Raw genomic sequence first — 14,110 nt, 5'->3', positions numbered from 1 at the left:
TAGGCCCGCTCATGCTCTCCCAGAAGTCCGCCGAGACCGTCCGCGCCACGCTTCCCGCCGTCGGTGAGGCCATCGGCACCATCACCGAGCTGTTCTACCGGAAGCTCTTCGAGGCCCACCCCGAACTGCTGCGGAATCTGTTCAACCGGGCCAACCAGGCCGCGGGCACCCAACGGCAGGCCCTCGCGGGCGCGATCGCCGCGTTCGCCACCGCCCTGGTGGAGCGGCCGGGCACCCGCCCCGACGCCCTGCTGAGCCGGATCGCCCACAAGCACGCGTCGCTCGGGGTGAGCGCCGCGCAGTATCCCGTGGTGCACCGTCATCTGTCCGCCGCCATCGCGGAGGTGCTCGGCGACGCGGCCACCGAGGAGGTGACCGCCGCCTGGGACGAGGTCTACTGGCTGATGGCCAACGCCCTGATCGAGATCGAGCGGCGGCTGTACGCGGCGCAGGGCGTGCTCGCCGGCGGGACCTGGCGGCAGTGGGAGGTGGTCGAGCGGGTCCGGGAGACGGCGGATGTGGTCACCTTCCGGATCCGGCCCGCGGACGGCCGTCCCGCCCCGGCGTTCACGGCGGGCCAGTACGTCTCGGTGCGGGTGGAACTGGCCGACGGGGCACGGCAGATCCGCCAGTACAGCCTGACCAGCGGCCCCGGCACCACCGTGCGCTCCTTCTCGGTCAAGCGCGAGGACGCGGGCGAGGGCCCGGCCGGTGAGGTCGCCGGCCACCTCCACGACCATGTCCACGAGGGCGACGAGCTCGCCGTCTCCGCGCCCTACGGCGACGTCGTGCTCGACGGCACGGACACACCCCTGCTGCTCGCCTCCGCCGGGATCGGCTGCACCCCGATGGTGGCCATGCTGGAGGAGCTGACGGCAGGCGGACATCAGGCCCCGGTCATCGCCGTCCACGCCGACCGCTCCCCCGCCGACCACGCCCTGCGCGCCGACCAGGAGCGGCTGGTCACCAAGCTGGCCCGGGGCACCGCCCACACGTGGTACGAGCGGCCCGAGGGCGACTGGCCGGCCGAGCGCACCGGCCACGTCGACCTGTCCGGCATCGAGATCCCGGACGGCGTCCAGGCGTATCTGTGCGGGCCGATGCCCTTCATGCGGTCGGTGCGGACCCAGCTGCTGGAGCGGGGTGTGCGCCCGTCCGCGATCCACTACGAGGTCTTCGGCCCCGATCTGTGGCTGACGCGGGACGACGGCGAGGGCCGCTGACGCGCACCGGCGCCCGTCCGCCCGATGGTGGCCGGATGAACTCGAATGGCCCAGAGGCCGGTCGCTTTTGCCGGGGGGAACGTGGGACCGTACGGACACGGGTTCTGCCCATTCCATGCGCAACCGTACGGAATGGTCCGTCCGGTACCCCCACATCGACGAGGAACCATGGATCGCGAAAAGATCACTCTCAGCGGCGCTCAGGAGACCTTGCTCGCCACGCTCTACGGCAGGGCGGTGGACAGCCGTGCACCGGACTCCGTCCTGCACGACCACGCGGCCCGGGAGGCCGTGGAGCGCGTGGCCTACGACTTCGGCAAAACGGGGATGACGGAAACGACGGCGGTCGGCATCGCCCTGCGGGCGAAACAGCTCGACGACTGGGCCATGGAGTTCCTGGCCGAGCATCAGAAGGCGACCGTGCTCCATCTCGCATGCGGTCTGGACACCCGGGTGCAGCGCCTCGACCCGCCGTCGTCGGTGCGCTGGCTCGATGTCGACTACCCCGAGGTGATCGATCTGCGGCGGCGGCTGCTTCCCGAGCCGTCGGGGAACTACGAGATGGTCGGCGCCTCGGTGACCGATGAGGCATGGCTGCGCGCGGTGCCGGACGACCGGCCCACCGTGGTCGTCGCCGAGGGGCTGACGATGTATCTGCGCAAGGAGGAGGGCAAGCGGCTGATCCAGCGGATCACCGAGCGGTTCCCCAGCGGCCAGCTGCTCTTCGACGTCTACGGGCCGCTGGGCATCCGGCTCCAGAAGATGGTCCCCGCGGTGCGCAACGCGGGCGCCACCCTCCACTGGGGCCTGGACGACCCGCATGAGGTCGAGACCTGGCACCCGGGGCTGACCTGCCTCGACGCGGTGCGCAGTGTGGACATGCCGGGGGTGGAGAAGATGCCGGCCTCCGGCCGGATGAGCATGCGGGTGATGGCGCGTCTGCCCGGCTTCCGGGACGTGGGCCGGATTCTGCGCTACCGCTTCTAAGCAGGTCGGAGGAAGCCCGCTACGGTTCGGGCAGCGCCCCGAAGGGGTGCGGGGCTGTGTCGATGTGCGGCTCCGCCGCGCGGGCGCGACCAGCCACGACGGCGCCGCGGTCGGCCGACGACCTATCGCGGCACTTCCCGCGGAGCGCTCAGCGGCTCCGGCCCGGCGCCGGGTTGGTCCCGGCGCCGGGCCGAGCGGCCGGGTGGCTATTTGATGCCCACCAGCATGGAGTAACCGTCCGTCAGCGGTTCGATCCGGCTGCCGCTGAACCCCGTCTCCGCCAGCCAGACCCGCCCGTCGGCGGCCGTGTACTCGAAGCCGGACCGGGTCTCGATGAGCATGTTCAGACTGGCCAGCAGACCGAAGGTGTTCTCCTTGCGGTCGTCGTCGATGATGGCGTCGTAGATGAGGACCGCTCCCCCGTCCGGCAGCGCGTCGTACGCCTTCTTCAGCAGCAGCCGCTTCTCCTCCAGGCCCCAGCCGTGCAGGATCTGGCCCAGCACGATCACATCGGCGCCGGGCAGGTCATCGGTGAAGAAGTCGCCGCCGTGGAAGGTGAGCCGGTCCTCCAGGCCGAAGGACGCCACGTACTTCTCGAAGACCGGCCGCACCCGGGGCAGCTCGAAGACACCGCCGCTCATATGGGGGTGGCGCTGGGCCACCGCCACCGGGACGCAGCCCACCGCTCCCCCGACGTCCAGCACCGTCCGGTAGTCGGCCCAGGGAAACCGCTCGGCTATCACCATCGCCTTGCCCATGCTGAGCCCGGTCATTCCGTGCAGGAATCGCTCGAGGCCCTCCTGGTCGTGGTAGATGGCGTCGAACACGTCGCCGCCGTGCTTGTGCTCGTTCTGCGGTTTCCCCGTGTGCAGCGCCTCGGTGAGCGACCCCCAGAAGGGATACAGCCGGCTGTTGGCCATCTCCAGGATGCCGCCCGCATAGGTGGCCTTCCTACGGTCGAGAAAGGTGTCGGCGGACGGGCTGTTGCGGTACACGCCCTCGGACCGCTCCAGGAATCCGAGGGCCACCAGCGCGTCCAGGAAGTCGGCGGCACCGCGCGGGTGCAGTCCGAGCGTCTCGGCCAGGTCCGCGCCGGTGCGGGGACCGTCGGCGAGCCGGGAGAAGAGATCCAGTTCCACCGCGGTGAGCAGCGCCTTCGACGCCATGAAGCCGAGCCCGACCGCAAGAATGGGCTCGGGGCTGATCTCGTGCCGCATAAGGCTCCCTCAACTGTTCCCGGATCTGCGCTCTCGCCGCACCCGACCGTATTCGGACCTCCTTACGCTACCGTCCCGTTGCCCCCTACACGGGTCGCCGCCGGACGACCGCGACGGGAGCGAGGGACTCTTGACACCTCGCATGACAGCGCTTTCTATTCGACGAATGACACCTGGACGACGCTCCGTCAGACGCAGCCGACGGCCGCTCGGCCTTCTCGCGGCCGCCGCCCTCGGCGCGGCCACACTGGTCGCGCACCCCGCCGCCGCAGACACCGCACCGACCACGCGGACCGCCCCGGCGGCCAAGGGCACCACCTACTACGTCGACTCCCGCTCCGGGGACGACGGAGCCCCGGGCACCAGCGCCGCCGGGGCCTGGCGCAGCCTCGACCGCGTCGGCCGGACCACCTTCCGGGCCGGGGACCGGATCCTGCTGAAGGCCGGTGGCTCCTGGAAGGGCCAACTGTGGCCGAAGGGCTCGGGCGAGAGGAACCGTCCGATCGTCATCGGCGGCTATGGCACGGGGCCCAAGCCGCGCATCCGCGGGGAGGGCACCGTCGATGACGCGGTGCGGCTGTTCAACCAGGAGTACTGGGAGATCCGCGGTCTGGACGTCAGCAACGAGGCGCCCGCGACCGGGACCCCGGGCGGGAACCTGCGGGATCTGCGCGGTATCCATGTCTCGGGCGACAACGCGCGGCGGCTGGACCACTTCGTCATCGACGGTGTCGACGTCCATGATGTGACCGGTGAGGTCAACTGGATCGGCGGGGACGTCTCCGGCAACGCCCCGGGGGTTCGCTTCAAGACCGGATGGGACCGGTCGAAGCGCACCGGGGGCATCGTGTTCGACACGACCGTCCCCGATCTCACCGCACCGCCGTCCGCCGCGACCGTGCTCCACGACATCCAGGTGCGGAACTCCACGGTGCGCGACACCTCGTTCGCGGGCATCGTCGTCAAGCAGTACACCGGCGACGCGAAGGACGCGAACGGCGCCCCCGTGGCGGTGCCGACCGGCTGGGGCACCCGGACCTCACCCGATGACACCGTCTTCACCCCGCATACGGACATCACGATCCGGAACAACTTCATCTCCCAGGGCGGGACGCGCTACGGCTGCAACGCGATGTATCTGACCAATGTGCGCGGCGCTCGGGTCGACCACAATGTGGTGGACCAGGCGGGGACTTCCGGCATCGAGGCGTACTACGCGGACGATGTGGTGATCCAGCGCAATGAGGTGTACCGGACGGAGCAGAAGGCCGGGGGCGCCGACTCCAACGGCATCGACGCCGACAAGGGCACCACGCGGGTGCGGATCCAGTACAACTTCGTACACGACAACGGCGATGGCATTCTGCTGTGCCAGTTCTCCTTCGGCGATGTCGTGGTGCGGTACAACATCCTCAGCGGGAATTCCCGGTATCCGCTCTATCTGCACTCCGACCGTGCCGCTTCGGCCGAGGTCTACAACAACACGGTGCACAACCCGGCGAGCCGGTATGTGGTCTACGGCTACGGCTCCTCCCTGAACGCGCGCTACGACCTGCACGACAACGCCTTCTCCTCGGCGGTCGCCGGCGCGAGCCTGACCACCAGCCCGACCATCGCTTACGCCAACAACTTCTACGGCGGTGCCCCGCTGCCCGTTCCCGCCACCGACCCCACCGCGCGCACGGGCGACCCGCTGCTGGTGAACCCCGAGGTGTCCGGGCCGTACGGCACGGCCGGCAGCGGACCGCGGCTGGGCACCGCGCTGGGCTTCGCTCCCCGGCCGGGCTCACCGCTGATCGGCAACGGCACCGTCATCCCGGACAACGGCGGCCGTGACTACCGTGGCGCCCCGCTCTACCGCGGCCGCCCCGATATCGGCGCCGTCGAGGGACCGCCGGCCGGACGCGCTTGACCTTGTCGCAGCGGCAGGGTTTCTACTGGCCATATGCGCATCGGAGAAATCGCCGCGCTGGTCGGGGTCACCTCCCGGACCGTGCGGCACTACCACCACATCGGTCTGCTGCCCGAGCCCCAGCGGCGCGCCAACGGATACCGGTTCTACACCCTCCGGGACGCCGTTCTGCTGGCCCGGATCCGGCGGCTGACCGAGCTCGGGCTCGCCCTGGACGAGGTGCGGGACGTCCTCGCGGATGACGCCGGGCGTGAGCTGGCCGAGGTGCTGGGCGAGCTGGACACCGATCTCGCCCGTCAGGAGCACGAGATCCAGCAGCGCCGCAAGGTGCTGGCGGCGCTGCTGGACGGCCCGCTCACACCGGACGCGCCGCTCTCCCCGGCGCTCGTCGAGCTCCTGAAGGTGGCGCCCGCCACCTCCTCGCCGACCGCCGCCAAGGACCGCGAGCACCTGATGCTGCTCGAGGGGATCATCGGCGGGGACGCGGTGTACGCGGCGCTGCGGCCGCTGGCCGAGGACCGCGCCGTGCTCCCGCTGTACGAACGGCTGGACGAACTGGAGGGAGCCACGGCGGACGACCCCCGGATCGGGCCGCTGGCCGATGAGCTGTCCGCCGCCGTACCGGACGAGGTGCTGGCGGCCATCCCGGACGGCGGCCCGACGGCGACCGGCTTCGAGCAGGCGCTGCTGGAGGACTACTCGCCGGCCCAGGCCGAGGTGGTGCGCCGGGTGATCGAGCTGCTGACCGCCCGGTCAGCGGCGCCGCGGTGACAGGTCGAGCAGCGCGGGCGGAGTGTCGTGCTTCTCATGCGCGCCGAGCGCGAGGGAGCTGGCCTGCACACCGGTGCGGCCCAAGGTGCGGTACCGCATGACCGTGCCCCTCCACTGCGGCAATGCGCGGTTTGGCTGCCGGGCCCCCGCTCTGGCATCATGGGCAAACGGAACCTGGCTCCGGTAACGATACGGAACGTCGTTCCGCCTGGCAAGCCCGGCAGTGGAGGGAGCGGCGCGGTGAGCGAAGGCGACAAGGGCGCGGGGCCCTCGGCCCGGTCCAAGCGGGCGGACGCCCGGCGCAATCAGGAGACCCTGCTCGACGCGGCGGCCTCGGTGTTCGTCGCCTCGGGCGCCGAGGCGCCGGTGCGCGACATCGCGGCCAAGGCCGGTGTCGGGGTGGGCACGATCTACCGCCACTTCCCGACCCGGGCGGACCTGATCATCGCCGTCTACCGGCACCAGGTCGAGGCCTGCGCCGAGGCCGGTCCGGCCCTGCTGGCGAGCAGCGCGACACCGCATGCCGCACTGGGCCAGTGGATCAATCTCTTTGTCGACTTCCTGGTCACCAAGCACGGCCTCGCCGCCGTGCTGCGGTCCGACAACGCGGGCTTCGACACGCTGCACTCGTACTTCATCGACCGCCTCCTGCCCGTGTGCACCCAGCTGCTCGACGCGGCGGCCGACGCCGGGGAGATCCGGCCCGGCCTGAAGGCGTACGAGCTCATGCGCGGCGTCGGGAACCTCTGCATCGGCGCCGAGCACGACCCCGGCTATGACGCACGCCGGCTGGTCGCACTCCTCATCGCGGGGCTGCGCCAACCCCACTGACGGCGCCCGATTTCTGAGTACGTACCTGAGTATCCGGACGGATGCGGAGCCGACCGCATCCGCCCATTCTTGTCCGCATGAGTGAGACACCGGTCAAGCAGCAGAGCACGGCCGCGTTCTACGGTCAGGCGATCGCCTCCTTCGCCGTCGCCATGGCCGCCACCGCCATCGGCATCTTCCGGCTGAGCGCCGACGCCTGGGTGCGCGGCTTCCTCGCCATCTCCGTGCTCTACCTGGTGACCTCCGCCTTCACCCTGGCCAAGGTGATCCGGGACCGGCAGGAGGCCGGGCAGATCGTCAGCCGGGTCGATCAGGCGCGGGTGGACAAACTGCTCGCGAACCATGATCCCTTCGAGAAGCTGTAGACCTGCCGCGCGCCACCCGGCACTACTCGTCGATGACGAGCCCCTTGGCCTCCAGCACCGCCGCCAGCCGGCTGACCTCGATCACGCTCTTCCCCGCGCGGTAGGCGGCGATGTACGCGTCTTCCGCCTCCACGCGCGCCCGGGACCTGGCTATGACATCCTTCAGGTCCTCGCGGCGCACCACGACGACGCCATCGGCGTCCGCGCGCACCACATCTCCCGGGCGGACGATCTCGCCGCCGATCAGGACGGGTTCGGCCATCGGGCCGACGGTCTCCTTGACCGTGCCCTTCATGCTGACGCCGTACGAGAACACCGGGAAGCCCAGCTTCCGCAGCTCCTGTGTGTCGCGGACGCCGGTGTCGGTGACGAGGCCGCCGAGGCCCTTGGCCACACACGCGTTGGCCAGCACATCGCCGAAGGAGCCCGCCTCGGCGTACTGGCCCGCGGAGACCACGATGACATCGCCGGGGCGGGCGTGGGCGATGGCCACCTGGAGCATGATGTTGTCCCGTGGCGCGCAGCGCACGGTGAAGGCGGGGCCGCAGACCGACATGGCGGGATCGATCGGCTTGATGGTGGAGTCCAGGGCCCCGAGGCGGCCCTGCGCCTCGTGGACGGTGGCGGCGGAGTACCCGCTCAGCTGGTCGACCAGGGCGGAGTCGGGCCGGTCGAACCGGGTGGTGACGCGCAGCATGTGGCTCCTTCAGGTGTTCAGGAAAGGTCCGCACAAACGCGGGCGATGCCCTCGCAGGCCGCGGTGAGGATGTCGTGGGAGGTCGCGAAGGAGACCCGGAAGTACCCCGGTGAGCCGTACGCGGCGCCGTGGATCACCGCCACCCGCCGTGACTCCAGCAGATGGGCGGCGAAGTCCTCGTCGGTGCGGATCTCGTCGCCGGACGGGGTGCGCCTGCCGATGACTCCGGCGCAGTTGACGAAGGCGTAGAAGCCACCGCTGGGCGGGGTGCAGGAGAGACCGGGGGTGTCATTGATCCGTTTGACCACGTCGTCGCGGCGCCCGCGGTAGACGGACACGCGGTCGCGGACGAAGCTCTGGTCGCCGGTGAGCGCGGCGGTGGCGGCGGCCTGGCTGATGGACGAGGGGCATGAGGAGATCTGGGACTGCAGGGTGTTGATGGCGCCGACGAGTTCGGCGTTGCCCGCGCCGTATCCGATCCGCCAGCCGGTCATCGCGTAGGTCTTGGAGACGCCGTTGGTGAGGAAGACCCGGTCGGTCAGGCGCGGTTCGACGCCCGCCATGCTGGGGACGCGGCCCGGTTCGTACCAGATCTCGTCGTAGATCTCGTCGGTGAGCACCTGGACATGGGGGTGGTCGAGCAGTACCTCGGCGAGCGCGCTCAGTTCCCCGGCGGTGTAGACGGCGCCGGTCGGATTGCTCGGGGAGTTGAGGACGACCCAGCGGGTGCGGTCGGTGAGGGCTCGGGCGAGCCGCTCCGGGGTCAGCTTGAATCCATCCGCCTCCGGACAGTCCACGATGACCGGTGTGCCGTCGTTGGCAAGCACCATGTCCGGGTAGGACACCCAGTACGGGGCGGGGATGACGACCTCGTCGCCCGCGTCCAGGGTGGCCATCAGGGCGAGGAAGATGACCTGCTTCCCGCCGCCGCCGACCACGATCCGGTCTCCGGGGCAGTCCAGTCCGTGGCGCAGCCGGAGCCGGTCCGCGATGGCGGCCCGCAGTCGCGGGGTGCCGTTGACGGGGGTGTATTTGGTGGCGCCCTGCCGCATGGCCTCGATCGCGGCGTCCTTCACATGGGCGGGGGTGTCGAAGTCGGGCTCGCCCACGGTGAGGTCGAGGATGTCCAGGCCCTGGGCCTTCAGCTCGCGGACCCGCTGGGCGGCCGCCGTGCTCGGTGAGGGCTTGATGCGGTTCACGCGCTGCGCGGTGCTCATTCAGTCCGTCCTCCGCTCGAAGTTGAGGCCACCGGGCACCTGGAAGGTGGGCAGGATCTCCACATGGCCGATGTTCACGTGGCGCGGTGATCCGACCGCGTACTCGATGGCGTCGGCGATGTCCTCCGGCTTCAGCGACTCGTAGCCGTCGTAGTACCGCCGCCGCGCCTCCTCCATGTCGCCCAGCAGCCGGCCGAAGATCTCCGTTTCCACCCGCCCGGGGCAGATCTCGGTGACCCGGACGCGGCGGCCGTACGCGTCGACCCGGAGCTGGCGGGAGAGGGTGTGCACGGCCGATTTGGTGGCGTGGTAGATGGTGTTTCCGGCGAAGTTGTAGACGGCGGCGATGGAGCTGATGTTCACGATGTGTCCGAGGTCGCGTGCGACCATCCCGGGCATGACCAGCCGCACCAGGTGCAGAACGGCTTGGACGTTGACCGCTATCTGCTCGTCGATGGCGAACTCGTCGGCGGTGAGGATGTTTCCGGAGCGCGATACCCCGGCGTTGTTGACGAGCAGGTCGACGTCGATGCCGTGCAGTTCCCCGGTGAGCGCGGCGGTGTCCGTGATGTCGACGGTGTGGGGAACGCAACCGGTCCGCCGGGCGAGGTCGTCCAGCCGCTCGGTGTCGCGGGCGAGCGCGTGGACCTCGAGGCCCTGCTTCGCCAGCCGTTCGACGACCACCGCTCCGATACCGGTGGAGGCGCCGGTCACCAGTGCGGTCCTGTAGTCGGAAAAGGGCATGTGGCCTTCACTCCTTGCAGATGGGGGGTGATTCGGGTGAGGGAGCGCCCGCGGGTGGTCCGGGTCGTGGAACGGCCCGGCGTTATGCGTCGCGCAGCGGCAGATGGGCCCTGTCCGACACCCGGGAGACGGCGATGAGCGTGCCGAGGGCGGTGATGACCGCGTAGAAGGCGGGCATGGTGACGTTGCCGGTGCGGCTGATGAGGAAGGCCATCAACAGGGGCGCGGTGCCCCCGAAGAGGGCCGAGGAGATGTTGTAGCCCAGGCCGTAGGCGGAGTAGCGGACCCGGGTGGGGAAGAGTTCGACGAGCAGGATGTGGATGACACCGGTGTGGCCCGCGAAGATGGCGGCCATGACGCATGCGCCGATGAGGGCCAGCGCCACATTGCCCGTGCCGATGAGCAGGTAACAGGGCACACCGGCGATGGCCATGGCGATGGCGGCGGCCATGAGCACCTTCTTCCGCCCGATCCGGTCGGAGAGCGCGCCCATGAACGGGATGGCGAGGGAGATGGTCACCAGGCTGGCCGCGGTGACCAGCAGACTCTGCACCTTGCCGAAGTGCAGCTCACCGCTCATGAAGGTCGGCATATAGCTGAACAGCACGTAGTAGCCCGATCCGTTCATGAGCGGGATGAACAGGGCCAGCAGCATCGCGCGGCGGTGCTCGGAGGAGGAGAACGCCTCCTTGAGCGGGTTCTTGGACAGTCCGCCCTCCTCCCTCAGCCGGGTGAAGTTCGGGGTGTCGCTGATGCGCTTGCGGATGTAGAGCCCGGCGATGCCCAGCGGAATGGCCAGCAGGAACGGAATGCGCCAGCCGTAGGACTCCATGGCGTCCGCCCCGAGGCCGCTGGTCATGCCCGCCGCGATCAGCGTGCCGGTCAGCAGGGAGAGGAACGAGGCGATCTGCGCGTAGCTGGTGTACAGGCCGCGTTTGCCGTCGGGGGCGTGCTCCGCGAGGAAGGTCATCGCGCCCGACGCCTCGCCGCCGACGGAGAAGCCCTGGAGCACCCGCAGCAGGATCAGCAGCGCGGGCGCGGCCACACCGATGCTCGCGTACGTCGGCAGGAGGCCGATCGCCGCCGTGGCCACGCTGATCAGCATGATGACGAAGACGAGCATCCGCTGCCGGCCCATGCGGTCACCGAGGTGGCCGCAGATGATGCCGCCGAGGGGGCGGAAGAAGAACGAGACGGCGTATCCGAGGAAGACGAGCTGCACCTGTACCGCGTGGGTGGCGTCCGGGAAGAAGACGGCGCCCAACGTGCCCGCCATGAAACCGAAGATGCCGTTGTCGTAGAGCTCGGCGAAGATGCCGACACACCCGGCGAGCGTCACCTTCCTCGCGGTTCTGGGATCGACGGCATGGGCGGCCGGCTGAGCGGCGACGGCGGTCATGATGTCTCTTTTCTGCTGGCGGGGCAGGGCTGATGGGGACGGATCACGCACAGCTGGGAGGGGACGGGCCAGAAGAAGGTCTTAGCGGGTGGCGGGGATGCGAAGGGCGTCGAAGGCCGTGCGCACACGGGACTTGAGCGCGTGGATGGCGTGTCGCTGGGCTCGGTGGGCGCTCACGGCGTCGGCGACCGTACGGCGCCGGAAGCGGACGGACTGGCCGGGTCTGGCCTGTCCGAGCGCGGACAGTCCGGTGGCCGTCACCACCGCGAGCACCGGGTATCCGGCGGTGACGCCACGGCCGCGGTGCAGGACGAGCAGTTCGTCGCCCGCGGGCACCTCGACCGCGCCGACGGGCACTCCCCGGGAGAGCAGTTCGCCGCTCGTCACCCGCCGTGGCACATCGCCGCTCAGGCGCAGCCCGATGTGATTGCTCCGCGGGGTCACGGTGAACGCCGACCGGAACAGCCGCTCGGCGGTGTCGCCGAATTCCGCCAGGTCGGGGCCGTCGGTCACATCGATGGTCCAGGAGTCGGCGAATCGCGCCATGGGCACGTTCAGCCGGAACAGCGGTATCCGGAACACCGGGTGGTCGATCGGCGGGCAGTGGGTACGCAAGGCCAGCTCATCGTCGCCGCGCAGGGTCTGTGCGAAGCCGAGGATGGTGTCGGGGGCGCAGCTGCCGAGCAGGGACGGGGTCCGCACCGAGCCGAGAACGGCCAGGTAGACCCGCAGGCCCAGCCGGATACCGGTGATGGCGATGGTCTCCCCGGCGCGTACCGACACCGGTTCCCACTGGTTGCGCCGGACACCGCCCACGGTCACCTCGGCGGGCGCGCCGGTCACCGCGATGAGCACATCGGTGGAGGGGGTACAGCTGAAGTCCAGTGCGGTGATTTCGATCAGCGGCGCGCCCTCGTCGTTTCCGGCCAGCACATTGGCGACCCGGGCGGAGTGCTGGTCGAGTGCTCCGTTGACCGGCAGGCCGTAGCGGGAGTGGCCGAAGCGGCCGAGGTCCTGCACGGTGGCGAGCCCCGCGCGGTGAACTGTCAGGGTGTCAGCCATGCGCGGCCGCCAGGGGTGTGCCCGCGTGCTCGTCCCACTGCCCGGGGGTGATCGGCACGAACTGGAAGGTGTCACCGGGCCGGTACGGGGCCAGTGGCTCGGCGTCGAGGTCGAGGACGCGCAGCGGTGTACGGCCCAGCAGTGGCCAGCCGCCGGGCGAGGGCATGGGCGAGACGACGGCCTGCCGCCCGGCCACCGCGATCGAGCCGGGGACGACGCTGATGCGTGGCGAGGCCAGCCGTGGGACGGGCCCCGGGAAGGCGGGGCCGTCCATCATCGGGGCCGCCGCCGGGGCTCCGAGGCAGCGTACGGTGAGCGGGGCGGCGGAGTGCAACGCCACCACCTCGTGCTCGGTCAGCCCCAACTGCTGGGCGACCAGGGGCAGATCGGGGCCGTGGTCACCGCCGTACACCACCGGCACCACGAAGCACCGGGAGGGTGCGGCCGGAAGAGGCCGCTCGGCGAGCCGGTCGGCCTCGTGGCGCAGGGCACGCCGTACCGTCGTGTGATCGGTGTGGAAGCAGTCGAACTCGATCAGCAGCGAGTCGTAGGTGGGTACGATGCCGTGGACTCCGCCGGGCCGGGCCGCCTCGAAGGCGTCGGCCAGGGCGTGCACGGTGTGCCAGGCGCGGGTGGTGTCCCCGCCCACGGCCTTGACCACGACGGCCGAGTCACCGCAGTCCGCGATCACGATGTCGCCGCCCATCTCAGGCGCTCACACCGGTCTTGGCGTCCAATACGTCGGCCAGCGAGGCGATCCGCACTCCGGCGGCGAGGAGTTCGCCGCGGATCCGGTGCGCGAGTGTGATGGCCCCGGGGGTGTCGCCGTGCAGCAGCACGGTGTCGCATTCGACCGGGAGGTCACGGCCGCCGACGGTGCGCAGCACTCCTCCGGTGACCATCCGGACGGTCCGCTCGGCGATCTCACCCGGGTCGTGGATCACCGCACCCGGTTCGCTCCTGGGCACCAGCGTGCCGTCGTCGCGGTAGGCCCGGTCGGCGATCCCGACGATGCCGACCCGCAGGCCACGGGCGCGCGCGGCGTCGGCGAGGGCGCCGTCCTGGGCCAGGACGACCAGCGACGGGTCGAGCGCTCCGACCGCGTCCGCCACCGCCTCCGCGTAGTCCGGCCGGGTCGCCACCAGGTTGCCGAGGCGGCCGTGCGGCGCGATATGGCGCACCCGGGTGTGGTGCGCGGTGGCGAACGCCCGCAGGGCTCCGATCTGGTACAGCGTGTCGGTCCGGACCTCGTCCGGGGTCAGCTCCATCGCCCGGCGGCCGAAGCCGACGAGATCGGGAAAGCTGGGGTGCGCGCCCACGGCGACACCGCGCCGGACACAGTGGCGGACGGTCGCGTCCATGATCCGCGGGTCTCCCGCGTGGAATCCGCACGCGATATTGGCCGATGTCAGCACGTCCAGCAGCGCTTCGTCGTCGCCCATGGTGTAGGCGCCGAACCCCTCGCCCAGATCTGCCACGAGATCGACCATGTGCTTCATGACGTCCTCCAGACAAGGGAAGAAAAGGCGACATCGCCGCTTCTTCGTTTTCGGCTCCGTGGACCTGCTGGTCCGCGTCCACTCCCGACTCGCGTTCACGGCGTCAACTGCGTCGTCGGCATTTCCGCGGTCGACGCGGAATGACACGGTTTCCCGTGGTCGGGTGGCCCCGGAATCCGTGTTTCG

The 14,110-nt window shown here is 70.3% G+C and carries 14 protein-coding genes; 6 read left to right on the top strand and 8 right to left on the bottom strand.

Annotated features, from left to right (window positions below; all coding sequences use genetic code 11):
* Positions 1-11: 11 nt before the first annotated feature.
* Positions 12-1,223, top strand: a complete 1,212-nt coding sequence (locus tag JK364_RS18330) for a globin domain-containing protein (RefSeq protein WP_201852249.1) — start codon at positions 12-14, stop codon at positions 1,221-1,223.
* A 168-nt stretch (positions 1,224-1,391) separates the two neighbouring features.
* The gene (locus tag JK364_RS18325; protein ID WP_201852168.1) at positions 1,392-2,210 is read left to right on the top strand and encodes a class I SAM-dependent methyltransferase; all 819 of its coding nucleotides are present in this window, start codon (positions 1,392-1,394) and stop codon (positions 2,208-2,210) included.
* Between the two features lie 206 nt (positions 2,211-2,416).
* On the opposite strand, the gene JK364_RS18320 is transcribed toward JK364_RS18325, so the two are convergent.
* Positions 2,417-3,427: a methyltransferase gene (locus JK364_RS18320; RefSeq protein WP_201852167.1), complete on the bottom strand. Its 1,011-nt coding sequence runs from the start codon at positions 3,425-3,427 to the stop codon at positions 2,417-2,419.
* A gap of 166 nt (positions 3,428-3,593) precedes the next feature.
* Here JK364_RS18320 and JK364_RS18315 point away from each other — a divergent pair, with 166 nt between their 5' ends.
* The 4 genes from JK364_RS18315 (at position 3,594) to JK364_RS18300 (ending at position 7,306) form a co-directional block, all read left to right on the top strand.
* The gene (locus JK364_RS18315; RefSeq protein ID WP_201852166.1) at positions 3,594-5,339 is read left to right on the top strand and encodes a right-handed parallel beta-helix repeat-containing protein; all 1,746 of its coding nucleotides are present in this window, start codon (positions 3,594-3,596) and stop codon (positions 5,337-5,339) included.
* 33 nt (positions 5,340-5,372) lie between these two features.
* Positions 5,373-6,110 carry a MerR family transcriptional regulator gene (locus JK364_RS18310; protein ID WP_201852165.1) on the top strand — a complete coding sequence of 246 codons (738 nt, stop codon included), beginning with the start codon at positions 5,373-5,375 and terminating at the stop codon, positions 6,108-6,110.
* Positions 6,111-6,350: 240 nt separating this feature from the next.
* Positions 6,351-6,941 (top strand): TetR/AcrR family transcriptional regulator, encoded by a 591-nt coding sequence (locus tag JK364_RS18305; RefSeq protein WP_307841320.1) that lies wholly within the window; start codon positions 6,351-6,353, stop codon positions 6,939-6,941.
* A 77-nt stretch (positions 6,942-7,018) separates the two neighbouring features.
* Complete coding sequence (locus JK364_RS18300) at positions 7,019-7,306, top strand: YiaA/YiaB family inner membrane protein (protein WP_201852163.1); 288 nt, start codon at positions 7,019-7,021, stop codon at positions 7,304-7,306.
* Between the two features lie 22 nt (positions 7,307-7,328).
* Here JK364_RS18300 and JK364_RS18295 read toward each other — a convergent pair whose 3' ends face one another.
* The 7 genes from JK364_RS18295 to JK364_RS18265 all read right to left on the bottom strand — a co-directional run bounded on the left by JK364_RS18295 (position 7,329) and on the right by JK364_RS18265 (position 13,924).
* Positions 7,329-8,003, bottom strand: a complete 675-nt coding sequence (locus JK364_RS18295) for a 4-carboxy-4-hydroxy-2-oxoadipate aldolase/oxaloacetate decarboxylase (protein WP_201852162.1) — start codon at positions 8,001-8,003, stop codon at positions 7,329-7,331.
* A gap of 17 nt (positions 8,004-8,020) precedes the next feature.
* Positions 8,021-9,220, bottom strand: coding sequence for an aspartate transaminase (locus JK364_RS18290; RefSeq protein ID WP_201852161.1), 1,200 nt, complete (start codon positions 9,218-9,220; stop codon positions 8,021-8,023).
* The gene (locus JK364_RS18285; RefSeq protein ID WP_201852160.1) at positions 9,221-9,964 is read right to left on the bottom strand and encodes an SDR family oxidoreductase; all 744 of its coding nucleotides are present in this window, start codon (positions 9,962-9,964) and stop codon (positions 9,221-9,223) included.
* Between the two features lie 82 nt (positions 9,965-10,046).
* Positions 10,047-11,363 carry an MFS transporter gene (locus tag JK364_RS18280; RefSeq protein WP_201852159.1) on the bottom strand — a complete coding sequence of 439 codons (1,317 nt, stop codon included), beginning with the start codon at positions 11,361-11,363 and terminating at the stop codon, positions 10,047-10,049.
* 81 nt (positions 11,364-11,444) lie between these two features.
* On the bottom strand, positions 11,445-12,425 hold the full coding sequence (locus JK364_RS18275; protein ID WP_201852158.1) for a 5-oxoprolinase subunit C family protein: 981 nt from the start codon (positions 12,423-12,425) through the stop codon (positions 11,445-11,447).
* Positions 12,418-13,131 carry a 5-oxoprolinase subunit B family protein gene (locus JK364_RS18270; RefSeq protein WP_201852157.1) on the bottom strand — a complete coding sequence of 238 codons (714 nt, stop codon included), beginning with the start codon at positions 13,129-13,131 and terminating at the stop codon, positions 12,418-12,420. The genes JK364_RS18275 and JK364_RS18270 overlap by 8 nt, the downstream gene beginning before the upstream one ends.
* A gap of 1 nt (position 13,132) precedes the next feature.
* Complete coding sequence (locus JK364_RS18265; RefSeq protein WP_201852156.1) at positions 13,133-13,924, bottom strand: LamB/YcsF family protein; 792 nt, start codon at positions 13,922-13,924, stop codon at positions 13,133-13,135.
* Positions 13,925-14,110 lie beyond the last annotated feature (186 nt).

This window comes from Streptomyces endocoffeicus, assembly GCF_016741935.1.
Taxonomy (GTDB): Bacteria; Actinomycetota; Actinomycetes; order Streptomycetales; family Streptomycetaceae; genus Streptomyces; species Streptomyces endocoffeicus.
The sequence above is the reverse complement of the archived record's forward strand: the minus strand, read 5'-3'. Positions and strand labels throughout refer to the sequence as shown.

Coding starts and splice junctions, on each gene's coding strand:
- JK364_RS18285 (WP_201852160.1), bottom strand. CDS start 9,964: ATGCCCTTTTCCGACTACAGGACCGCACTGGTGACCGGCGCCTCCACC.
- JK364_RS18310 (WP_201852165.1), top strand. CDS start 5,373: ATGCGCATCGGAGAAATCGCCGCGCTGGTCGGGGTCACCTCCCGGACC.
- JK364_RS18270 (WP_201852157.1), bottom strand. CDS start 13,131: ATGGGCGGCGACATCGTGATCGCGGACTGCGGTGACTCGGCCGTCGTG.
- JK364_RS18315 (WP_201852166.1), top strand. CDS start 3,594: ATGACACCTGGACGACGCTCCGTCAGACGCAGCCGACGGCCGCTCGGC.
- JK364_RS18290 (WP_201852161.1), bottom strand. CDS start 9,220: ATGAGCACCGCGCAGCGCGTGAACCGCATCAAGCCCTCACCGAGCACG.
- JK364_RS18265 (WP_201852156.1), bottom strand. CDS start 13,924: ATGAAGCACATGGTCGATCTCGTGGCAGATCTGGGCGAGGGGTTCGGC.
- JK364_RS18330 (WP_201852249.1), top strand. CDS start 12: ATGCTCTCCCAGAAGTCCGCCGAGACCGTCCGCGCCACGCTTCCCGCC.
- JK364_RS18280 (WP_201852159.1), bottom strand. CDS start 11,363: ATGACCGCCGTCGCCGCTCAGCCGGCCGCCCATGCCGTCGATCCCAGA.
- JK364_RS18295 (WP_201852162.1), bottom strand. CDS start 8,003: ATGCTGCGCGTCACCACCCGGTTCGACCGGCCCGACTCCGCCCTGGTC.
- JK364_RS18325 (WP_201852168.1), top strand. CDS start 1,392: ATGGATCGCGAAAAGATCACTCTCAGCGGCGCTCAGGAGACCTTGCTC.
- JK364_RS18320 (WP_201852167.1), bottom strand. CDS start 3,427: ATGCGGCACGAGATCAGCCCCGAGCCCATTCTTGCGGTCGGGCTCGGC.
- JK364_RS18300 (WP_201852163.1), top strand. CDS start 7,019: ATGAGTGAGACACCGGTCAAGCAGCAGAGCACGGCCGCGTTCTACGGT.
- JK364_RS18275 (WP_201852158.1), bottom strand. CDS start 12,425: ATGGCTGACACCCTGACAGTTCACCGCGCGGGGCTCGCCACCGTGCAG.